19 protein-coding genes, 2 pseudogenes and 2 CRISPR repeat arrays are annotated in these 23072 nt (G+C 44.9%); of the genes and pseudogenes, 5 read left to right on the top strand and 16 right to left on the bottom strand.

Going from position 1 to position 23072, the window contains the following annotated elements:
- The first annotated feature begins 173 nt into the window (after positions 1-173).
- Complete coding sequence (locus tag ACQY69_RS01805; RefSeq protein WP_428258117.1) at positions 174-1679, top strand: class I adenylate-forming enzyme family protein; 1506 nt, start codon at positions 174-176, stop codon at positions 1677-1679.
- Positions 1680-1836: 157 nt separating this feature from the next.
- Here ACQY69_RS01805 and ACQY69_RS01800 read toward each other — a convergent pair whose 3' ends face one another.
- Both ACQY69_RS01800 and ACQY69_RS01795 read right to left on the bottom strand, forming a co-directional pair.
- Positions 1837-3408, bottom strand: coding sequence for an MBOAT family O-acyltransferase (locus ACQY69_RS01800; protein ID WP_428258115.1), 1572 nt, complete (start codon positions 3406-3408; stop codon positions 1837-1839).
- Between the two features lie 18 nt (positions 3409-3426).
- Entirely contained in the window at positions 3427-3654 is a 228-nt protein-coding gene (locus ACQY69_RS01795; protein WP_428258114.1) for an acyl carrier protein, read from the bottom strand.
- 607 nt (positions 3655-4261) lie between these two features.
- Between ACQY69_RS01795 and ACQY69_RS01790 the strand changes: the two genes are divergently transcribed.
- The 4 genes from ACQY69_RS01790 (at position 4262) to ACQY69_RS01775 (ending at position 8323) form a co-directional block, all read left to right on the top strand.
- Positions 4262-5221 carry an FkbM family methyltransferase gene (locus ACQY69_RS01790; RefSeq protein ID WP_428258113.1) on the top strand — a complete coding sequence of 320 codons (960 nt, stop codon included), beginning with the start codon at positions 4262-4264 and terminating at the stop codon, positions 5219-5221.
- Between the two features lie 325 nt (positions 5222-5546).
- A complete protein-coding gene (locus tag ACQY69_RS01785) occupies positions 5547-6242 on the top strand; it encodes a DUF4342 domain-containing protein (RefSeq protein ID WP_428258111.1) in 696 nt (231 codons plus the stop codon).
- A 3-nt stretch (positions 6243-6245) separates the two neighbouring features.
- On the top strand, positions 6246-6920 hold the full coding sequence (locus ACQY69_RS01780; protein ID WP_428258109.1) for a response regulator transcription factor: 675 nt from the start codon (positions 6246-6248) through the stop codon (positions 6918-6920).
- Positions 6917-8323, top strand: a complete 1407-nt coding sequence (locus tag ACQY69_RS01775; RefSeq protein WP_428258108.1) for a sensor histidine kinase — start codon at positions 6917-6919, stop codon at positions 8321-8323. Before ACQY69_RS01780 ends, ACQY69_RS01775 begins: the two co-directional genes overlap by 4 nt.
- Before the next feature lie 77 nt (positions 8324-8400).
- Here the strand turns inward: ACQY69_RS01775 and ACQY69_RS01770 are convergent, their stop codons facing one another.
- From ACQY69_RS01770 to cas1b, 14 genes and pseudogenes are all read right to left on the bottom strand, one after another.
- Positions 8401-11250 (bottom strand): glucosaminidase domain-containing protein, encoded by a 2850-nt coding sequence (locus ACQY69_RS01770; RefSeq protein WP_428258106.1) that lies wholly within the window; start codon positions 11248-11250, stop codon positions 8401-8403.
- Positions 11251-11865: 615 nt separating this feature from the next.
- On the bottom strand, positions 11866-12225 hold the full coding sequence (locus ACQY69_RS01765) for a DUF4186 domain-containing protein (RefSeq protein WP_428258105.1): 360 nt from the start codon (positions 12223-12225) through the stop codon (positions 11866-11868).
- A gap of 8 nt (positions 12226-12233) precedes the next feature.
- The gene (locus tag ACQY69_RS01760) at positions 12234-13223 is read right to left on the bottom strand and encodes a helix-turn-helix transcriptional regulator (RefSeq protein WP_428258103.1); all 990 of its coding nucleotides are present in this window, start codon (positions 13221-13223) and stop codon (positions 12234-12236) included.
- A 116-nt stretch (positions 13224-13339) separates the two neighbouring features.
- A complete protein-coding gene (locus ACQY69_RS01755) occupies positions 13340-13651 on the bottom strand; it encodes an HIRAN domain-containing protein (protein ID WP_428258101.1) in 312 nt (103 codons plus the stop codon).
- Positions 13652-13965: 314 nt separating this feature from the next.
- Entirely contained in the window at positions 13966-14472 is a 507-nt protein-coding gene (locus ACQY69_RS01750; RefSeq protein WP_428258099.1) for a DUF2284 domain-containing protein, read from the bottom strand.
- A gap of 13 nt (positions 14473-14485) precedes the next feature.
- Positions 14486-14884, bottom strand: coding sequence for a hypothetical protein (locus tag ACQY69_RS01745; RefSeq protein WP_428260994.1), 399 nt, complete (start codon positions 14882-14884; stop codon positions 14486-14488).
- On the bottom strand, positions 14862-15386 hold the full coding sequence (locus tag ACQY69_RS01740; protein WP_428258097.1) for a hypothetical protein: 525 nt from the start codon (positions 15384-15386) through the stop codon (positions 14862-14864). Before ACQY69_RS01740 ends, ACQY69_RS01745 begins: the two co-directional genes overlap by 23 nt.
- Positions 15370-15828 (bottom strand): hypothetical protein, encoded by a 459-nt coding sequence (locus ACQY69_RS01735; RefSeq protein ID WP_428258095.1) that lies wholly within the window; start codon positions 15826-15828, stop codon positions 15370-15372. Before ACQY69_RS01735 ends, ACQY69_RS01740 begins: the two co-directional genes overlap by 17 nt.
- Positions 15829-15885: 57 nt before the next feature.
- A CRISPR array of direct repeats spans positions 15886-17025; the repeat unit is 30 nt; unit sequence ATTTAAATACAACCACTGTTACTGTTAAAC.
- A 61-nt stretch (positions 17026-17086) separates the two neighbouring features.
- Positions 17087-17995, bottom strand: a complete 909-nt coding sequence (locus ACQY69_RS01730; RefSeq protein WP_428260992.1) for an IS3 family transposase — start codon at positions 17993-17995, stop codon at positions 17087-17089.
- A complete protein-coding gene (locus ACQY69_RS01725) occupies positions 17959-18132 on the bottom strand; it encodes a hypothetical protein (RefSeq protein ID WP_428261063.1) in 174 nt (57 codons plus the stop codon). The genes ACQY69_RS01730 and ACQY69_RS01725 overlap by 37 nt, the downstream gene beginning before the upstream one ends.
- A 6-nt stretch (positions 18133-18138) precedes the next feature.
- Positions 18139-18261 (bottom strand): annotated as a pseudogene (locus tag ACQY69_RS01720) (helix-turn-helix domain-containing protein); the annotation flags it as partial.
- A gap of 463 nt (positions 18262-18724) precedes the next feature.
- Positions 18725-19857: pseudogene (locus ACQY69_RS01715) on the bottom strand (IS256 family transposase).
- A 680-nt stretch (positions 19858-20537) separates the two neighbouring features.
- Positions 20538-21550: a CRISPR direct-repeat array (repeat unit 30 nt; unit sequence ATTTAAATACAACCACTGTTACTGTTAAAC).
- 214 nt (positions 21551-21764) lie between these two features.
- Entirely contained in the window at positions 21765-22058 is a 294-nt protein-coding gene (gene cas2 / locus ACQY69_RS01710; RefSeq protein ID WP_428258093.1) for a CRISPR-associated endonuclease Cas2, read from the bottom strand.
- A complete protein-coding gene (gene cas1b, locus ACQY69_RS01705; protein WP_428258092.1) occupies positions 22058-23056 on the bottom strand; it encodes a type I-B CRISPR-associated endonuclease Cas1b in 999 nt (332 codons plus the stop codon). The genes cas2 and cas1b overlap by 1 nt, the downstream gene beginning before the upstream one ends.
- Between the last annotated feature and the right edge of the window lie 16 nt (positions 23057-23072).

The following is a 23072-nucleotide window of genomic DNA, read 5'->3' as shown; positions in this document are numbered from 1 at the left end:
TATGATGCTATAAGCACTTTTTTATAACTCGTATATTCTAATGTGTATTTGTGAAAACTGCGTGTGTTTTCGCGAAAAAGAAAAAAGTATGCTATAATGGTCGCATTGAAACGCGTTTCGACGACCTTGCGCGTTATGATCGAAAAATGATTTTAAAAACATGGAGGGACGAAATGAACATATACCCATCGGTAGTGGAAAACATAGCGCACAATGCTGCGGCCGATCCGGACAAGCTGGCTCTGGCCGATAACAGGAAGGCTTACAGCTATGGACAGCTCTGGCGCAGGATATGGGTGCTGGCAGACGCTCTCAAAGCTAAAGGGACCGGCGCGGGAGACTGCGTCGTCATAGAATGTACCCAGGACGCAGACTATATGACGTGTGAATTCGCCGTACAGCTGGCAGGCGGAGTCTTCGTACCCCTGGAAAAGAACGCGTCTGCCGACAGAGCCAGGGAAATAATAAACGATACGAAGGCTGTCATACATATCGGCAAATCGCCCGTCTGTGATGGAGACGGTGCTCCCCTCTTCCTCACCATGAAGGATATCGCTGACATCATCGCCGATGCCGACAGCAGCTACATCCCATCGCCTGATGAAGTCCGCTTTCCCGCGGGAGGAGATGTGGCCGAGATACTGTTTTCCACAGGGACTACCGGAAAATCCAAAGGTATCGTCCTTACTCATACCAATGATACGGCTCTGGCCGAAAACGTCATGTTCGGCGTCAGGATGAAAACTGACAATGTGGAGATAGTTCCTATGCCTCTCAGCCACTCCCATGGTCTCAGAAGGACATATGCCAACCTGGTCAACGGCAGTTCCGTCGTCTTTGCTGACGGTGTGACTTTGCTGAAAAAGGTTTTCGATCTGATGGATACTTATGGCGTGACCGCCATGGACTTGTCCCCCAGCATGCTTTCCATCATATTCAAGCTTTCCAAGGACAGGCTGGGAGACTATGCGGACAGACTGGACTACATCCAGCTGGGCTCCGCGCCTCTTCCCGAAGAGGATAAGCTCCACCTGAGCCGTATACTTCCTGACACCAGACTTTACAATTTCTATGGCAGCACCGAAGCCGGCTGTTCATGTCTTCTCGATTTCAACTCCATGTCAGGAAAACCCGGCTGCATAGGAAAGCCGGCAAAAAATGCCCATTTCATCGTAGTAGATGAAAATAAGAACGAAATAGATTCTTCCCTGGAAAACCCCGGGTTCCTGGCCAGCTCCGGCTCCATAAATATGAAATGCTATTTCAATGCCCCTGAGCTGACAGACGAAGCTACGGGAGGCGGCTCCCCGTACATCTACACCAAAGACCTGGGATACATCGACGATGAAGGCTATATCTACATGCTGGGAAGAAAAGACGACGTGATAAATTACGGCGGTATCAAAATAGCTCCCGAGGAAATAGAGAGCGTCGCCATGCAATATGAAGCCATCGCCGATTGCGCCTGCATCCCGGTGGAAGACCCTCTCACAGGTCAGGCTCCCAAGCTGTTCATCGCCCTCCAGCCGGACAATACATATGACCAGAAGGGCTTCAAAAATTTCCTCTCGGAAAAGCTGGACGCCAGTAAACAGCCCAAGTTCATCGAGATTATAGATTCCATCCCCAGAACATTCAACGGTAAGATAAAGAGGAACGAGCTGATGTCGCTGCAGTGAAAAAACATCGATATCCCAGGCCCGGGAAATAATTTTTTAACGCTCGATTTAATGCTCGATGATCGGGCATCAAAAAAGGAATTTTCACGCTATCATTGCCGATAGCTGAAAATTCCTTTTTCTATGCGACCCTTCTGCCAGGTCTCATCCGATCCGTTTAAAATCCTCTGTATATGAAAGCGCTGGCGTCGTATCCCGGTCCGTAAACGCCCAGTATCAACACCGCGGCAAAGGCTGCCAGGAACAACAGCCATCTTAAAGCAAGCGGTCTCTCGGCGATAGCGTCCCGTATTCCTGTACCCTTTTCCTGGTTCCAGCTGATGATGAACCATACGATACAGCCTCCGAGAAGTATCAGAAAATCGGCGGCGTCCAGTCCCAGTGTCAGTATCTCTTCTGAAAACGGGACAGCCCCTCCACCTCGGAACATAGCTCCGAACATATATATGGCGGCACCGAATGACAACGCCTTCGGGAACATCCTCCCCATCACGATGAGGAAAAATGTCCTCAATACACGGAACACCTTCCACCCGGCGCTTTCCACATTGATATGCAGCAGCGATATCAGCTTCTTGAGATATGGCTCCAGCAGCAGTCCCAGTATGATTATCCCGCCATTGTACAGTCCATATGCGATGTACTTGAACTCAGCTCCGTGCCACAGACCTATAGTCAGGAAAGTAGCCATCTGCGCCACCAGCACCGGGAACAGCTTTCCTATCCGGTCTCCCAGCACTTTTCGCAGGCTCTTTCCCAGCTTTCCAAAGGTTTTGGAAAGCGAAATGGTGAAAAATATGTAATCCCTGCACCAGAAACTTAGAGACATATGCCACCTGCGCCAGAACTCTGAGATGCTGTCTGAGAAATAAGGCCTCATGAAATTATGAGTCATATCGATACCCAGCATTCTGGCTGCTCCTCTGGCTATATCGATTCCACCGGAGAAATCTCCATATATCTGTATAGTATAGAACAGCAACGCCACGAAAACGACACCGCCCTGATAGTCACCGTAATTGTCAAAGACCTGATTGACCAGTATTGCCGCTCTGTCAGCGATGACCAGCTTTTTAAAGAAGCCCCACAACATCAGTTGAGCGCCGTAGGTCAGATTCTTGTAGGTCAAAGCATGTCCCTCGTACAGCTGACCTGCCAGCTGATCATACCGGCTGATAGGTCCCTGCACCATCTGCGGGAAAAAGGATACGAAAAGTGCGAACTTCAGTATGTTCCGATCCGCTTCTATCTTGCTTCTGTAAAGATCTATTATGTATGCCGCTGTCTGGAATGTATAGAAGGAGATCCCCAGCGGTATCAGCACGCCCAGATCGAACCTGTCGTCCAACCCCATTGCCTCCAGCACAGGAGAGGAATACTTGACTGCTGCAAGCACAGCAAAATTGGCAACCAGTATGAGGGCTGCCATCTTTCGCTTTTTTTTCTGTACAGCGGCTTTGAGAGCCTTTTTGTCGTCCTTTGAAAGTTCTTCCTTGTGTTGGCTGAGATAAGCCTTGTGCTCGCTGTTCTGCTTTCCGATATATCTGCCTCCGCAGAAGGTTATGACCGTCGTGAATATGACGAACAGGAACGTCCTGGGACTGGATATCAGATAGAAGGCATAGCTGGCCGCCAGCAGCACCAGCCACCTGCCGTTCTTAGGAAAGGCGTAATAGACGCATATCACCAGCGCCACGAAAAACAGGAAGTAAAAAGAAGTAAACGCCATCCCTTCTCCCTTCTGCTCTTATTCCTGCGCTCTGGTTATCAGCTCGACCATCGCGTCCACGGAGTTGAAATTCTCCGGAAGCAGATCTTCAACAGAGATCTCGATATCGAATTCATCGTTGAACTCGCCGACGATAGAAACGATGTCGAGAGATTCCAAAAGGCCGTCGTCTATAAGCTTCGTGCTGTTCTCGAAATCTATGTCGCTTCTTATTCCGCTCAATATCTCAAGTATTTTTTCTCTCATGATATCATGTACCTCACTTTTCATTTTTACACAGGCAATATTTTATCACTTATATACTGTGGAATCAAGGAAAGATTCGGTGAAAGCCCATCACACACCCATTACAACGCTCCGGTGAAGACCCGACTACGAAGGCCTGCCGCAGCTGGCAAAATGCGGCTGCAAGCAGCTGCATGATTTTGTCTGCGAAACTTTCGCCTCCCTGACAGTACTCCTTGCCGTATCCTGAGTAATTCCTTAAAATCCGGCACCACTGCCAGAGATTCTTGCCGGATATCAACCACAGGCCCAAAATCCGGCACCTCCGACACCTTTTCTTGCCGAAGCCCTTCTTTTTTCCTTAAATCCGGCAACTTCCTGCCGGATATCAATCACAAGCTCAAAATCCGGCACGCCGTCTCAGGCAACAAAATGCACATTGCCCCTCTGATTGTATTTTTTACCATTTATGCTGCCGAATTCTTTTCCCTTTCATACAATCCGGCACGGCTTCATGTATGAGCTGCCGGATTTGCGGCAATTTTTTTAAATCCGGCAAGAATTGTTGTAAATCGAAAGCCGTACTCTCATATATTAACATATAAGATTCAGACAGGAGTGATTTTTTATGAACATTATAGACAGAGAATTCCATCAACTGACTGGAGAACTGCGGCGCCTCAGCGAAAAAGAGATCTATCACAGGATGCGAAATGCCTTCGACCTCATCCCTGCTTCCACAAAAAGAAGCTGCGCCGATTTCTTTGCCAGCTACAACTACTGGGGAAAGCTGGATGCCGACAATGATATATACGAGGAAATAGAAATGAAAGCCGAAACTCTGCACGACCACACAGACGATTTCATCTGGCTCTACGGCAGACTGGCCGACTTTCGCTCCAAAAAGACTCTTTACGCCATCCTCAACAACTGGTACCGATACGATCTCACCTCCACGACCCAGGCTAGGGAATACATGTTTGACGACTACTTCGACCTGGATATCGTCAAGTGCGGTAAAAATGAAGTCATCGCCGACCTGGGCGCATTCACCGGTGACACTGTCCTCTCATATATCAATAATTATGGTGACAATTACAGGAAAATCTACTGCTATGAGATCACGCCCGACGTCTTTGAGATGCTGAAGACGAACCTCAAAGGACTAAGAGATATCCACTTTCGCATGAAAGGGATCGGCGACAGACCCGGGAAAATGTCTCTCTCCACCAATGACGCCAGCTCCTCAGCCAACAGATTAGCATCAGCAGCCGGAACAGATGAGGACCAGGGCAGCCACTGTGACTTCGACACTGATATCATCGTCACTACGCTGGATGAGGACATCAGTGAACCCCTTACACTCATCAAAGCTGACATCGAAGGCTTCGAACAGAAGGCGCTGCTGGGAGCCAGAAGGCATATCGCGGAAGATCATCCCAAACTGCTGATCTCCGTATATCACAGTAATGAGGATCTGTGGAAGATACCGAAGATGATAGATGAGATGGCGGAGGGCTACGATTTTTATCTCAGGTTCAAAGGCTCCCCTATCTATCCTACGGAAATCACATTGATAGCGGTTTGATGTGGTACAGGAGCGTGGTATAATGAATACTGCGATTGGATACGGCTTCGCCGAAAGGTAGTATTCATTGAAACACGCTTCGACAAGCTCGCGTGTTATAATGAACTCTGCGATTGGATACGGCTTCGCCGAAAGGTAGTATTCATTGAAACACGCTTCGACAAGCTCGCGTGTTATAATGAACTCTGCGATTGGATACGGCTTCGCCGGGCGCTCCTGTTATTTCTAATGGAATTCTAATTTTTCTCAAATAGTCGTTTAATCTCCATAGTCTACTATCTGATCATCGGATAAATAAAAACTGTTTGAGAGAAAGGAATGAAAAATGGACAACCTGAAAAAAGTGGAAAAGCTCATGGAAAGAGCTGACGTATCATATGAAGAAGCAAAGGCTGTGCTGGAGGAATGTGACTGGGATGTCTTAGAAGCCGTAGTAAAGCTTGAGTCCCAGGGAAAGCTGAAAAAAAACGCCTCTACCGCATCTTACTCCACCGACGGCAGCGCCGGCGGACAGGACTCCAAAAGCCCGCAGGAAATGGCAAAAAGCTATGAGGATTATACCAAAAACCATGAGAACAAGGAGCGCAGTGCTTTTCACACACTGTGGAAAGCAATAAAGCTGGTCCTGAAAAAGAGCTGTGAAAATACTTTCATAGTAAAAAAAGACAGCAAGATCATCATGGAAATGCCAGTCCTTCTGATGGCGATCCTGATGATATGCTTCTTCTGGATACTTCTGATATTGATGGTCATCAGCCTGTTCTGCGGGTTCAGCTATGGTTTCTCAGGCCCTGAACTGGGACGCGACAATGTCAACAATGCCATGGGCAGGGCCAGCGAAATGGCAGAGAACATAAAAGCTGACATCATCTCAGAGGCCCATAACCACGAAAGGGCTTCTTCGGAAAAAGGCAACGGGAACACACAAGCCGCAGATGACGGAGCTCACGCAGATGCCAACAAAACAGGATCCGGATCGGAAGATGCCCCTTCAACTGATGATAAGGATATGAAAAGGTAAGATATGACTGAAAAAATACTGATAATCGAAGACGAAGATAAGATTGCCAGATTCATCGAACTTGAGCTTTCCCACGAAGGCTACGATGTGTCTAAGGAAAATAACGGCAGGACAGGGCTTGAAGCGGCCGAAAGCGGCCGCTTCGACTTGATCCTGCTGGACATCATGCTTCCGGAGCTCAACGGACTGGAAGTACTGAGGCGCCTCAGGCGTTCCTCCGATATCCCTGTCATCATGCTGACTGCCCGGGATGCAGTCAATGACAAGGTCTCGGGACTGGACATGGGCGCTGACGATTACATAACCAAGCCCTTCGCTATCGAAGAACTGCTGGCTCGCATCAGAGTAGCACTGAAACGCAATCGGTCTGCGGACAGATCCTCTTCTGTCCTGACGGCAGGCAAGCTAACGCTGGACAAAGACGCCCATACCGTCACTTACGATGGACAGACTGTGGATCTGACCAACCGCGAATTCCTGTTGCTGGAGACCCTCATGGAAAACAGGTCCATCGTCCTTTCCCGAGACACGCTCCTGGAAAAGGTCTGGGGTTATGATTACATGGGAGAAACCAACGTGGTCGACGTCTACATATATTATCTCAGGAATAAGATAGATGACAGATTCGGCGAAAAAATCATTGAAACAGTCCGAAGCGTGGGGTATGTGATAAAATGAACAGCGGCAAAAGACAAAACAGCGATAACAAAAGGACCAGATCCATATCGAGAAAGATAAACAGACGGCTGCTGAGGAAACTCCTCTCCTCCTTCATCCTGATGGACATCATCATCGTGGTGATGGCCGTCTTTTTCTGGTGCCATTCCGCCGAAACGGGTAATGGCGACAAATTCAGCATTTCCAATCAACGGAGCTTTTCATCAGTGACTTCTCTCGAGCCTGATGAAAAAAACGGAAGCTCAGACGTCTCCGATGCACAGGACATACACGAAGCATATGCCGATTATCTTAAAGCAAAGGACAACAACATCTCCTCGGTTTTTCCCGGGAAATTCAGAGACACTCTCGCAGAAAGCATGTACAGTTACGAGGACGACAGCGGCAAAATGCGTCACGTCTATTCAGGCACATTCCTGCTGAGCCTGTTTTCATGTGTGTATATCACGGCCATCATCCAGCTGCTGACCATAGCAGGCGTTTTGATATCAGGAGCGCGGAAAATAAGGCGCTATCTGGCTCCGCTGGATGAACTGGCTTTCAAAGCCCAATTCCTCAGCGATGCCGCCCGTTTCGACCAGCAATCTCTCCAGGAGCTTGAGGACGCTATCGACGCTATAAGCCCGTCAGGTGAAGGAGCCCGCATACATACGGGAAATTCAGAAATGGAAAATCTGGAAACCTCCATAAACCACCTGCTGGAAAGGATGAGGGAAAGCTACAGTCAGCAGTCGCGCTTCGTCTCCGATGCCTCCCACGAACTGCGGACTCCCATTTCCGTCCTCCAGGGATATGTGGATATGCTGGATCGCTGGGGCAAAGATGACGAAAAGATACTGGACGAATCTATCGACGCCATCAAGAGCGAGACGGAACACATGAAAAAGCTGGTGGAGCAGCTGCTGTTCCTGGCCAGAAGTGATAGCGGCAGGACCAAACTTACCATGGAAGAGTTCTCCCTAAACGATATGATGAAGGAAGTATGCGACGAGTCCTCGATGATAGACGAAAAACATAAATATATCTTCAAACCATGGAACGACGATATACGCGTCACGGGTGATATGGCTATGCTGAAACAGACAGCCAGGATACTGGCGGAAAACGCAGCCAGATATACGCCTGAAGAAGGCGCCATCACCATGAGCACATCCATGGAGATCTCAGAAGATGAAGCAGCCCGTCCCGCATTCACTATCCAGGACGAAGGCATAGGGATATCATCAGAAGCCCTTTCCCATATATTCGACAGGTTCTACAGATCCGATCCGGCCAGAGCTAAGGAAAGCGGAGGCACAGGCCTGGGGCTTTCCATCGCCAAATGGATAGTCGACAGACACGGCGGCCATTTCAAGGTCCTGACTATGGAAGAAGTAGGTACCAGGATAACAGTAGTCCTCTGATTCAGAGCGATATGAAAAAAGGCCGCCGCGCCGACGAAGGGATCTCGTCAACACGGCAGCCTTTTTATCTCTTATTTTCAGCTATCGATCCTTTTCTTTCTGGTAATGATGAGTACTGTCGCTCCAAGAGCGGCTGCAGTCGCCAACATCATCCACAGTCCAATCAGAGATGCATCGCCTGTTGCAGCACTCTTATCATCCTGAGCCGCCGCGTCTGTACTTCCGGCAGTCGTGTCGGAAGTTCCGTCAGCGTTGCCGTCTCCGGTCGTCGTCTGATCATTGGAAGCAGTCACGGTATCCGTGCTGCCCTCTTCATTGCCGGAACCATTGGCATCACCTGAATTCCCGGAATCATCCGACTGAACTTCTTCACCGCTGCCTCCGGTGCTGTCGCTTTCACTGCCGCCGGAGACTCCGTTGTCGACAGCATTATCGCTGCCTGCGGAAGTATCATCTTCAGATGTATCTGAGTCATCTGCTGCGCTCTCCACCGCCAATACTATCGGAGACAGACTATCCAGCTCCACTGTTACCTTCCCCTTCTCTGCCGTCACGACATATGTCTCCATATAGGTGACATCATCCACTTCTTTATAATGGAGCACTGTTATATCCTTGCCATCATATTCCTCACCCACATCAAAGGTAAGAACGATGGACTCGGCCGTCTCGCTCAGAGAAACATCATATACACCCAGTATATCCATGTCGGAAACAGGCTCGACGAGAGTTTCGTAAGAATCATTCTTTTCATCGATGCTCTCGACGGTCAGCTGAACCTTCTCAGGATCCACGCTGTCGCCGAAGACAGCGGAAACTTCCAGACCAGTTTCTTCATCGACAAGCTGCAGATCGTCAGACACTTCCTCGGCTTTCGCCGTGACCGTGACCGTTGCTGAAGCTGACTTGCTGCTGTCCACCGTCGAGGTGGCTTTTACCGTCAGCGTTTTCGCACTCTCATCTTCGCCTATGGTCAGTTTTCCGTTCTCGTCTATAGATGTCGAATCGCTCTCATTTCCCTGTACCGACCATGTCACTTCCTGAGATGGATCTCCTGTTCCCAATACTGCCACGCCAAAAGTCCTGGAGCTGCCTTGTTCAAGGGATATCTCCGAAGGATCGATCTTCACCTCGTCCACAGTGGCTTTCGCTTTTACCGTTATGGCCTGGGAAGCTGTCTTGGTGACGCCTCCGCTGGTATAGCTTATGGTCACGCTGGTATCGCTGGTTTTGAGAGCGTCCGTCGAATATGAAACACTACCGCTCACATCGGTAGCAGTGCCGTCGCTCCATTTGGCAGTCACCTTCATACCGGTCGCGTCGAATTTCTCACCTTCCGTATAGCTTGTCTTAGTCGGCGCCGTGGTTATAGAGATGGATGAAAGCGTTGCCGGCTCAGGCTCCGATTCTTCAGTGCTGCTCCCATCGTTGACGATATCCACGTAATCAGATGATATGTAAGCATACATACTGCTGAAGCTGTACTGGCCGGAGCTGCTGTTAAGAGCTGTCCTTCCGCTGTTGAGGACGCCGTCGCTCTGTATCCTGTAGAATGAGTTGGTAGCTGTTTCATCCAGTATCAGTACCGCGTAATTAGATACCGCTCCCGTATCATAAAGCACCGTGCTGGACGTGGACGCCCCATTCCTTACATTGACCGTATCATGATTTGAATTTATAGTATCCTTGATCCCTATAGTATACTTGTCGTAATCCTGGCTGCCCTGAGACTTGTCCAATGTATAGGCCACGTTGGCCGCCTTTTCTCCCCAGTACGGGTCGGAAGCGTACTTCACATTGAGTCCGCTGCCCTTGTTGCCCAAAAATCCGCCGAAATAGCGCCAGTCTTCAGGATCCAGATACCCTCTGGACATATATCCATTGGCGAAGTCCTGTATGCATGCCGCCACACTGGCAAATGTATCGGCGCTGGTGCCCGGTGAACTGTCTACCGCATTGAGTCCGAAGAGATTGTTCTTGCTCTGACAGATGTTGCTTGTCCCCCAGGCGCTCTCGTTGGCGGCTATGCCAGCCATCAGCAGTCCGTTGACACCATATGTATCCTGGTTGGTGACGATAGTGCTCCCTATGTTGTACATCTTGGAGCTGCTGCTCACCTTGCTGTTTATCATGGAATTGAGAGTGCTGCTGCTATAGGAAGTAGTGCTTCTCATAGGCAGGTACTGATAGTAACTGTAATAAGGGTCGTCGGGGTTCACCGAATTGTCCCTCGTGTTGTTCCGATAATCTGACAGCATGGTAGCATAATTAGTATAGAAATAATGACCATCATAGCTGTAATAAGTCGTCCCCGACTTCAGATAAGAAGGAGCCTCTCCGTTATCCAGCGTCGTTCTGTATCCCGGAGTCGTCATATCGCACACTATACCATGGATGAGTCTCCCACTGCTGACGTAATATCCGCTGACTACCGCCGCCTCGCTCAGCGGTATCACTTCCACCTCTGAGCTGCTGACAAGGCCAATGACTCCTGACAGCATGAACTTCACTTTGCCATTCTCTGTCCCAAGATAGGCCGCATCCGCACCGTAATCTCCATTGGTGTATCCTGAAGCTCCCGTACCGTACTCAGTATATGAAGTAGTCTCATTACTCTTGGTATTGAAATTCACAACGTATGTCGTACTGCTGGCCGATCGGAGCTTCGACTGAGCCGACGGGTTTTTCACCGCCTCATCCTCCATCGAACCGTCAGTATCGCCAACCTCCTCGATGTTACCATTCACATCCATCGAAGTCACAGAATCCTCTCTCGTTTGGTTTTCGTCCTCCAGAACCTGCGGTTCCTCCGATGTTTGTGACCCTTGTCCGTCATTTGCCTCCGCTGCGCTGCTCTCCAATAAAGATACCCCGTTAAAGATCATACACAGTGAAAGCACGAACACCAATAATCTTCGTCTTTTCACCTCTGTCCTCCTTTTAAAACATCTTGAAATAATATCTGCAGATAAAAATCCATCTGTTTCGCCAAGCCTGTGTGATGACAAATCCCGTATACCGCCCCTCCTTTCTGACTTTTTTTAACATTTATACCAGTCATCACATTTACGCAAAGTGTTTATTCGTGGTTACCATATCTATATTATGTAAATCACTTTCTTGGTTCAAAACCTTTTCTTACCATTTTTCCCCAGAGATTTTTTTCCACGTCACCATCTCTGTATTTCTGCCGCATCTCGGGGTTTTCCCTTTTCAATTTCGTCATTTGGAACGCTTTTCCGCCATTTTAATTTACATAACTCAAAATCAGTATACCTGATTTTTGTGCATTTTCTGCGCTCTTTTTTGGCATTTTTGTGTACATATGATACCGCATAAACGTTGAAATGTCAATGTTTTCATGGATTTCTCCCCGCAATTTTCACATTTCATTTTCGTCAAATTTTGCTGTTTTTCAAAAATTATTTTTCTCTTCTCTTTTCCCTGTGGCAAATCAAAAAGCACTCCATGACGATCTTCAGTCACCCTGTCCAACGCAAATAAAAACCTGCAGGCTTTAAAACTGCAGGTCCCATTCACCGCTATATATTCTCCATTTCCCGCTTTATCCATGCCATCAGCAAGTTTATTATCCGCCTCTGCTGATCCGCCGTAAGCTCCGTCCCCCGTGGGACACGATACCACTTTTCCAGACAACCTCTGCAGCAGCATCCACAGGCATGCTGCGCCTTGAACACCGGATGGCCCCTCATAGGCGTCTGTTTTCCATCATTGGATATCTCTGCAGGAGCCAGCCGCTTAGCGATAAATCTTTCCGCGTGGCTCCTGATGACTTCCATACCTTTTTCTTCCACATAACGCCGTTCCTTATCATCCAGATGGAATCCGGCACGGAACTTCGACGTCCTGAGCCTGGCCAATGCCTGGTCTATCGTCTGCATACCATCCATCACCCCTCATATCTTTCCAATATACCTTCGATGTACCGTTTATACTCTTCCTTTACATCCTCAGGACCTTCTATCGATACGCCCCTTCCCAATCCGGTTATCCATCCGAAAAACTGAGGACTGACGGAAACAGGAACAGTCAATCTGAAGCGTTCACTGCCTTCCGGCACTATGGTGATCTCCCTGCCGAAGCGGTCCAGCATCACTCCCACCAGTCTTGCCTCGCATAACAAGCTGACCTTTTCATCTACTCCACCATACATCCCGAAAGTCTTCTTGGCAAACGAAGCCAGATCGAAACCGTCAAACTTCTCACGCCCCAAACGCATCTCCCCGGAAACCGTCACATTTCTCATCTTGTCAACGCGATAATGCTTTATTCTTCCGGACTCTTCCTCATAAGCGATCAGATAATAATTTTCGTCGTCCCAGGTGAGAGCCCACGGGCTGACGTTATAATATCGCCCGCCTCTCTTCGGTACCAATTTCTTTTCCATGCTCCATTCAGTATATTGAAAATCTATCCGCCTGTCCCGCGACAGCGCCTCGTGTATCCTGTCCACGTTGTAATATATGGTCTCATTATCCGCTTTTGGCCTGTTGATTATGAAAACATCACGTTGCAGCTGCTTCGCGTTGTTTTCACTAGTCAGCTTTTCCAGCTTGGAAATCAGTTCCCGTGATTTCTTCGTCGTTATGAATTTGGATGCCTGTACAGCATCCACTAACAGCTTCAGTTCCGGAAGCTGAAAATCCCTTGACGCGATGTAACATCCGGCTTTTACACCGCCTTTGACCTGAACGATATCCAGTCCAAAGCTCTCCAACGTCTCGATATCCCCGTATATGGTCTTTCTGTCCGCTGTAAGCCCCTGAGCCTTCAATGCCTTCTCCAGATCCGCCGCCGACAGGACGTGCTCCTCATCGCTGCGTTCCAGCAAAGTCTTCATTATATATAAAGTCCTCAGCTTCGTGTTTGAAACTGCCATATCTTCCTCCTGTCCCGAACATTTCCTGCTCTGTGCTTCTGGCGTGCCGATCGTCCTTGTCTATTTTCTTCTTAAATCTTCTTCGATTTTACTATAAAGAAAGTCCGGCTTCAACCTCATGCCTGCGGCATTCTTCCGGTATCCACACGGCAAATAACACCTTTAGGCAATACATATACTATTACAGCCTCCGCCTTTTCCCCTATCTTGTCATATAGCCTTCCTGCACTTATGCTTTCACCCAGCACGGTGAAAGGACTGTTAGCCACATATCCTACTCGTCCAAGTCCATCCATTTTTGCAATGATAACTTCACAGTCATGCTCATTGTCCGGCTCCTTCACCAGTTCCACAGTCATTCCCGCTTTCATAAATTCGTTTCCGTAATAATGATTTGTTCCTGAAATAGTTATATACACAGCATTCATTTCATTACTCCTCCATATAGTCCGCATAATCCGCTTCGCTGGCAAACAGCATGTACTTTCCATCCACATATCCCATGTAACCGTTATAAGTAAAATATCCGCTCATGATCCGCTCCTTTCTCCGCCTATCACTCTTCACGGTTACTATTATCCATATATCACTGTGGAAAAATCATCCCAGTGAGCTTCTCCTTCAAAAAAAAATACCGCAAGCCTTTCTATAAAAACCTGCGATATCATGACGTCAATATATATCCATGAAAGTATGGCCGCGACTTTCCCCTGTCAGTCATATCCGAGAATGGGCATCGCTGCTATTCGAAAAGTACGAGACCAAAGTAATTATGCTGATCCGTTTTTTCCTTTACAGTATTTATCGTAAAGCCGTTGTTCCTTGCCGTAGCGAACACATCTATACCACACCCCTCCATGGACGGTACTGTCTTTTTGGGAAACCTGCAATGATCCACACTGCATTCCTCGCAAATCCCACAGGGCCCGCTACCGAAAGCGATGGCTTTATAGTATCCATCCAAAAATGCCACCCTGGCCAGTTCCACCGCAAGAGGCGTAATCCCCGTCCAACTATCGTCATTAGTATTGAACAATATCCCGAAATCATAACAGTCGACGATCTCTTTCGTCTCCTTCCACGTAGGCGCGTGAGGAGGGCAGCAAGCGCTTTTTCCATAAAAATCACAACCATATCTGCATTTATAGATCGTCCATGGCGCAGTAACGATCGAATCGGCCTGTATCCTCTCCGCCCGGCAGACACCCGCATCATGCAACAAATCGAAATACTTCTGTATCTTTTCCATAGTACATACCTCGTCATCCCTTGATAAAAGGACTTTTGATTATTATAACACATGACAGGAGTATTTTGGTGTATTTCCTGTTGAAGCCATACTGATATGACGACACCTTTATCTGGCCTTGTTCAAAAGTAAATATAATGGTGCGTTTTTTGCCCGAATCGTCATTTTCCGCGTTTCTTGCAATAACGCCATCATATTCATCCATATAAGCGGCTTCCTCTACATCTTCCTCCCACGTATTGCCATTGTCATCTCTTTGGTCTTTCAACAAATCGAAGTCAAACTCATACGGGTTCTTAATATCAAGGTAGACCTTCATAACGCGTGGAGTCCCTTCCATGTTGGAGTTTCCCGCCGCCTCGTTGCTCCAATACTCCGCATGATCAGATTCATTGGAAAAGAAAAAACAAATCTGAAGTTATTCCATGGGTATTATTTCCCCTCATGAAATAGTCAAACTCAGTAAAATCATTTGCAGTTCCGTGATACACAGGCATGAGTTTGCCTTCGCCATTAACAATTTTACTGCCCTTGAAATACTCTTTCTGGGCGTCCGTGAGGCTATTTCCCTCAGAATCGGTATCCGGGAGGGAAAACCTGCCCTCATCAGAAATCACATCATTTTCAGATAAATTGTTGATATTATTGAGCTGTTGGAATATAGTATAAGGAGAAACAGTTTCATCCATACGTGCAGACTCATATTGAGCCTCCGTATCTTTTAAGGAGAGACTGTTTTTTTCTATTGTGATTACGTCATGCAGATAATAATTCTGCATATCTTCATCAGCATTTCTATTTATTATTACTCCAGCATAATAAATATCATCTCCTATTCTGATTGGCGCCGCTACACATATTCTGTCATTACGCTTGCCTGCATAATTCCGAGACGCATTAATAACCACCCCCATCAGATATTATCTCTTTGAGTGCTTTAAACCCTTCTATTTTCATGCCATATAGTGGCCTGTGCTGAACGCTCGATTTTATCCCGCGCTTACCGACTCTCACCTCTCCGAGGGTCGGATTATTTGCGTAAAACTCCTCTCCTCCGTAATAATCCATCACGGCCTGCGAAAGCGAACGACCTTCTTGCTTTTCAAACCCAGAACCATCAAGCGTGACTACAGGAGACATTTCAGTCACCTTTTTCATATTTTCAAGAATCTCACTCCTCGTTATATCGAATGGCTGCACCCTCTGCCTTGCCTGCCGCCTTACTTCTGTGCCCACAGAGCCTACTGCCACTCTGTTTTCTGCAGCCCTCATAAGGCCGTCAGTCCACATCTTTTCAAATTCTTTTAAGATATCCAGCTCTGATTTGTGCCATGTTAAATCTGTCCCTACCGGCAATCAAGCCTTGTTACTGTTAAACTACTATGTAGCTATCGTACATCCGGACGCGGTCTAATTTAAATACAACCATTGTTACTGTTAAACTCGGCTCCTCTAATTCGATATCGATGTTTCCTACCGATTTAAATACAACCATTGTTACTGTTAAACACAGCAATGTCGCCGCTTTCAACATCGCTTTGCTGCCATTTAAATACAACCATTGTTACTGTTAAACGCGTACAATTCATTGCTGTACGAAGAAGGTCTTGATTTAAATACAACCACTGTTACTGTTAAACAGTGGTGGAAACATTTTATCCATACACTGAAAACACATTTAAATACAACCACTGTTACTGTTAAACTCGCCCGGATCTGCGGCATTGGAAACATCGCATACCGATTTAAATACAACCACTGTTACTGTTAAACTAATCCTGCCCGGGAACGGCAATGAGATATATTAATTTAAATACAACCACTGTTACTGTTAAACTCACGTTTGAAGCTGTGCCAAAGTTTAGCGCGTGAATTTAAATACAACCACTGTTACTGTTAAACTGACGCCTCCTGAAATTCCAGCCCGTCATTTAATAATTTAAATACAACCACTGTTACTGTTAAACCGGACGCAACTGATATCACTATGGCGTATGCGACATTTAAATACAACCACTGTTACTGTTAAACCCGAACATGCCGTCAACCGTGTTTCGCAAGACCTATTTAAATACAACCACTGTTACTGTTAAACACGAACAGCAGTTTTAAATTAGCATATGTGCGTGAATTTAAATACAACCACTGTTACTGTTAAACGACGGTGATGGAGACGGTGACCACATCGGATTTTGATTTAAATACAACCACTGTTACTGTTAAACAGACGGTTCTTACCCTATATCAGTAACAAACAACGAATTTAAATACAACCACTGTTACTGTTAAACCCGACGTAAGTTACAACGTTGCAGGGACTGGCACTTATTTAAATACAACCACTGTTACTGTTAAACTAGATATCAATGTAAACGCACAGAAAACACCAGTAAATTTAAATACAACCACTGTTACTGTTAAACGCAGGCTGTAGCTAACATCGTAGGCGACAATAACAGATTTAAATACAACCACTGTTACTGTTAAACTTTTTCGAAGATGAAGTCATGGGATATCTATGTTATTTAAATACAACCACTGTTACTGTTAAACCGACGGAAAAGTGTTTGAAGAGGAGGAAAGAGTGGGGGGTGCGGACGTTTTCTTGGACAGCCTATGCAGTTAATCCAAGAGATCGCCTGTACTCCACAGGGCTCAGATACCCTAACGATTTCTTAATTCTTTTTTCATTGTACCAACGAAGGTACAGGTCTAACTCATGTGAGAATTCCTCTATGGTCACGTCCTGCCAGTCCTGATTGTAGAAGAACTCATTCTTTATTCGTCCAAACAAACCTTCACAAGCAGCATTATCTGGAGAGCATCCTTTCTGTGACATCGACCTGGTATATCCGTTTGTCTCCATCCTCTCGATCCAACCTGTCCAGCGATAGTGACAGCCTCGATCCGTATGAATAATCGGTTTTGATTTCTCGCCCATATTTGCAATCACGTCGTCGAGCATGCCATTGACGAGATCAGCATTTGGATGTTCACTTATTCGCCATGTGACTAGCATTCCATCAAAGCAGTCCACTGCCGGCGACAGATACACCTTGCCTGCAGGGATAGCAAACTCGCTGATATCCGACAAAAGGAGTTCATATGGATTCTCGCTATGAAAGTTCCTTTGCACTTCGTTGGGAACAGATGGACTGATTTCTCCCTTATACGAATTGTACTTCTTCGTTTTTCGGATCTTTACTTCAAGCCCTTCGTCCTTCATTACTCTGCGAACGACTTTTTCAGATACCTTTATTCCAATCTTCTTTAGTTCTGCATGTATTCTGCGATACCCATATCGGGCTTTGTTTTCGAAGAATAGCCTGGTAACTTCATTTCGCAGAGGCTCATACTTATCCTCTTTTGCAAGAGCCTTCATTTGATAGTAGTAACTACTTCTTGATAGTCCCATCTTTCGAAGCAGAATCGGTAGCGGATACTTCTCCTTTATGGCGTCGATCACCGCTACCTTCTCCCTGTTCTTTAGGTCCTTCCAGTCGACGCCGGGGTCTTTTTTAATACGTTGATTGTCTCCTTCAAGATATCTACTTCCATTTGAAGCTCATACATCTGCTTTCTGAGTGATTCGACCTCTTCGGAAGATATCTTTTCATTCATGTCCGGTAATTTTTCAGGGTTGATATTTTTCGTATTCATCAGAGAAGCTGCACCTCCTTGAAGATATCGCTTTCGCCACATATATATGCTGGCTCGGCTGTATCCAACCTCCTCTGATACTGATTTTACACTTTCTCCGTTCTCAAAACAACGACGAAGCGCTTCCATCTTAAACTCCGCCGGAGGGTTTCGAGGATGTTCGGTAGTGTTTTTAGGTTCAGCTTCTTTCGTCTTTCCTTTGGCTTTCCATCGTTACGAATCCAGGCATGCAACTGTTCTCTGCTGGGATAACCTAATCGGCGCACCGTATCTGTAACAGAACCTATTCGATGATACATACGTAACGCCTTTATTCTCTGTTCTTCTGAATACATCAATTACTCCTTTCAGAGCCCTATATGTGTCCAGGTTTTTGTCCGCACCCCCGTGTGTGAAATAATTTCTGTAAAATATCCTTCTATGGTAATTTAGATGTGAGGTCTGCCAAAGACAGCTATCCTCGAATTGATAATCACAATATAATTTAATCAAAAACAAAAGTCAAGAGCTCATTTCTATGGTTTCTTGACTTTTTTTGGTAAAATAATCCGGCCTGGTCCTGTAGAGGCTGTGTAATCAATAGAAAATCAGATCAGTCCGGAAGTCTGCCTTCATACATTATGCTGAATTCCCCGTATACTTTTGCCCAGTTTCTCAGTGGCTGCCCCCATTTTTTAGTAGCCTGTAATGTTGCCAGGTACAGAGCCTTTAAAAGGGCTGTGTCATTAGGAAATATGGATCTTTGACGGTTAAGTTTTTTGTAGGTGCTGTTCAGGCTCTCGATGGCATTAGTAGTATATATGACTTTTCTTACATCTGAAGAAAATTTGTATATCGGTGTCAGAACGTCCCAATTCTGTTCCCAGCTCTTCAGCGCATTTGGATATTTTTCACTCCATTTCTCCGCCACTCGCTCCAGATTCTCATGTCCCTGCTGCTCGTTAGGCGCAAGATAAATGCTCTTAAGGTCTGTGGCAAAAGCTTTCTTATCCTTGTATGGAACGTATTTTAACGTATTTCGTACCTGGTGAACTATGCAGCGTTGATATTCTGTTTTAGGAAAAGCTGTATTTATAGCTTCCTTGATTCCTGTAAGTCCATCGGCACAAATTATCATGATATCTTTTACTCCACGATTTTTTAAGTCATTCAAAACTCCAAGCCAGTATTTACTGCTTTCATTCTCTCCGATCTGCAGGCTTATGACATCTTTTCTGCCATCAAGTGTAACTCCCAGAATCACATATGCTGCAAGCTTCTTGATGATATGATCTTCTCTTACTGAAAAGTGCACTGCATCTATGAACAGGATCGGATATATATCGTCAAGTGGCCTGTTCTGCCAATCTGTGATATCCTGCAGTATTTTATCCGTTACATCCGAGATGAATCCTTCGCTGCATTCGAACCCATACAGTTCTTCTATCTGTTCGGATATCTGTCTTGTTGTCAGTCCTCTTGCATACATGCTGATTTTCTGATTTTATCCTTTTGGCGTTTCTTTATAATCTGGTTCAAATGACTGTCCCTGTCCTGTGGTACTTGAGTAATTTCGCCAAAATTTCTTTACAGTCTTTGTTTTAGTTCCATTTCGGTAATTTGGATTGTTGCTTGCTTTTCCATTTCTGCTTCCAATTATTTTAATGCTCCTCCAAGAAGATCTTTGAGAGTTCCTGAATGTCTTCTGCTGTCTCGATGTTATATTCATCGATTAGTGCAGCTCATGATGTTTTTCTTGTTTTCATTTAATGGTTTAACTTTGTAAAATTTCTTCCTGTTTGCCATAAAAAATCCTCAAAAGGTTGTTGTTTTAGTTCTTTCCGGAAGTTTGGATTTTGCATACGCCCAGTTGCGGACGTGTAATGTTGCCAGGTACAGATTTAGGGCTGTGTCTTGGAAATGGATCATTGCTTCATAGCTTTCATACATCCAAGAAAATTTGTATATCGGTGTCAGTTCATCCATTCTTCAGCTGCTTCCATCATTGATTTCCCTAATGCTCTGGAGGAAATCCTTATCTTGTATGGAATTTTAATTTCGATCTTTGAATACAGCCACTCCTATTCTGTTTTAAAAGCGATGTCTTCTGCTGTCTCGATGTTATTTTTCATCGATTTTTTAAGTCAAAACTCCAAGCCAGATTTACTATATCAGTTTTGCAGCTTTTTCTTTTCAAGTTTAATCGGCACAGATTTATCTTTGTAATTTTTTTCGACTTCTTTCTTTAATCTATTCTGCCTGTTTGCCATGTTCTTGCAAATCCTCCTATGGCACTGATTTATGTAACATTTTACCATAGAAGGATTTCGGATATTCATACTTTTATCCGTTATCTAGATGAATCCTTTTGGCGTTCTTTTTTTCATCACTGCATTCTGCTTATGATTTTCGGAGGAAATAATAAAATTTAAATACAACCACTGTTACTGTTAAACTTTTTAATTCTTCTTACTTCTTTAGACCATAATTGTATTTAAATACAACCACTGTTACTGTTAAACGTATCTATTGGGTATGGTGCAGGAGCTTCTTCTTCATTTAAATACAACCACTGTTACTGTTAAACTTTTGAGGAGACGGAAGAGAAGATGTAAAATAATCAATTTAAATACAACCACTGTTACTGTTAAACTCTTCTCGTAGGTTAATCATTTCTTCGCCCCCCCATATTTAAATACAACCACTGTTACTGTTAAACATCCGTACACCACATAATACCGGTAGCAAAAGACGAATTTAAATACAACCACTGTTACTGTTAAACAAGATGCTGCAACAAAAGATTTTTTCCGCTGTTGCAAATTTAAATACAACCACTGTTACTGTTAAACTATACTTCAAAACCATCACCGCCACCAGCATTATTAATTTAAATACAACCACTGTTACTGTTAAACCAATCAGCAAAAGAATAGATACACGACGTTCTAAATTTAAATATAACCACTGTTACTGTTAAACGAATAATCATCACCGAGATGCCATACATCAAGACTCATTTAAATACAACCACTGTTACTGTTAAACTATTGGGTGATGATTCTAAGCGTTGGAAGAGTTCATTTAAATACAACCACTGTTACTGTTAAACTATGAAATAAAACAAAGGAAAAACCTGCCGAATAATATTTAAATACAACCACTGTTACTGTTAAACAAGCGAAAGAAGTGGTAAAAGACCATCTTTATTTGCATTTAAATACAACCACTGTTACTGTTAAACGGCGTATTCCGCCACGGAACGTGGGCGGCGCGTTATATTTAAATACAACCACTGTTACTGTTAAACCGTGACGGCCTTCGGCCTTTTCTTATATGGGTAAGATTTAAATACAACCACTGTTACTGTTAAACCAGATCGGGTATATTCAAACCAAAAACAATAGCAATTTAAATACAACCACTGTTACTGTTAAACCATTGTAATTACACCCTCAAATTCTCATTCCCCACCGGGAATCATTGATTTTGGAGGATTTCAAGTTGTTTTACCAGGTACACGGCTGATTTTTCATCTATACCTTCTTTTCTTTTAGTTTGTTGAAAAATCAATGTTCTGTTGATTTTTCTTCAAATAGGCGTCTGGTAAAATTCTATTGCCTGCTTTCTTCAAGCTACCAATGAGAATAATATTATATCATGAGCTCTTCTCCTGATTGCCTGTCTTTTTTACCTATCGTCTCCTCTCCATACATATTTTCACTTTTCATCTTTATAATACAGATAAAATCCTCTTTCTCATCCACTGCTACCCTCAAGTCATTCTTCAGCTTTATCAGTAAAGACGGTGTGATTTCGCCTCGAAAGACGGAATACTGGAAATGTGACAGATATTTTTTACATATCTTGAATATTTTCTGTACCCGCTTTTCATTTACATCATAGAATACAAAAGCGTAATTATAATTATACTCTTTCTTCTTCATCACACACCTTCTTTCAATGAAAATGGGACGAACGCTTTCCCTTCCATTATGAATTTTATCAGTTTGTAACAATCCAATTTTATCGCAGTCCTATAACTTACCCTCCGCTTCAGACGACTATGCATAAAAACCGATTCCATTCTTTTTTCGAAAGCTTCTATGAACACTCTTCTGCCCTCATCATTCAAAACGCAATAATTGATTTTCCTCTCAAAATGTTTTTCCACCTGCAATCTCTTGTTATTTACAAGATCAAATATGGTGCGAAAAACGATTACCGGTTTGAACACCTCGCTAATATCAAGACTTAGAGAAAAACGTCGTTCTGCAGGCTCATGCAAAAAACTGATACGCTGATCGAGGTGCGTCCTGTATATCGCTGACACGGTCTTGGCATAAAGCAAAGTGTTTCCGAACGAAATAAGTGCGTTTATGGGATTGTCCGGCGGTCTCTTCACTCTCTTGTTCATGATAAAAGTTTCCGGAAGGAAAAATTCAAAGGTCCCATAAAATCTGGCCCAGGCCTCTCCTTCATAAGACATCAACTCCGGAATATCTTCTGCGGCTTCTGTCGATTTTCTAAACTCTCCGCTCAACCAATCTATGACCGGCTTTACTTCCGGTTTTTCATGCTTATAGTAATGATAAAGGACTTCCTTGATATTTTTCCCAATTCCGTCAACAATGGCTCGCGCCACGGTTATTCTGTCGCATTCAAAGGTCTTTACCTGCTTTATCAGAAGTTTACCACTCATATACTGATTCTTAGGATAGAATGTTCCGCTATAGCCTCCATAGTAATTGAAAAAATGCATGACGATATTGTTTCGGCCTATAAAATCGAGAAGTTTACTGTTTATAGAGATTTCATTGAGGCAAAAAATCTCCTTCGTCGTTTCCACAGGGATATAGACGTTTTTTCCATTCTTCCTGAAGCAAAGTGAATCATCCTTTCTCGACAATTCACCCATAGACGTGATATACCTGGTGCTTCCCAATAAACTACACCTCCTT

This window comes from Gallibacter sp. Marseille-QA0791, assembly GCF_965119705.1.
GTDB lineage: Bacteria > Bacillota > Clostridia > Peptostreptococcales > Anaerovoracaceae > Lentihominibacter > Lentihominibacter excrementipullorum.
This window is presented reverse-complemented; position numbering and strand designations above follow the sequence as displayed.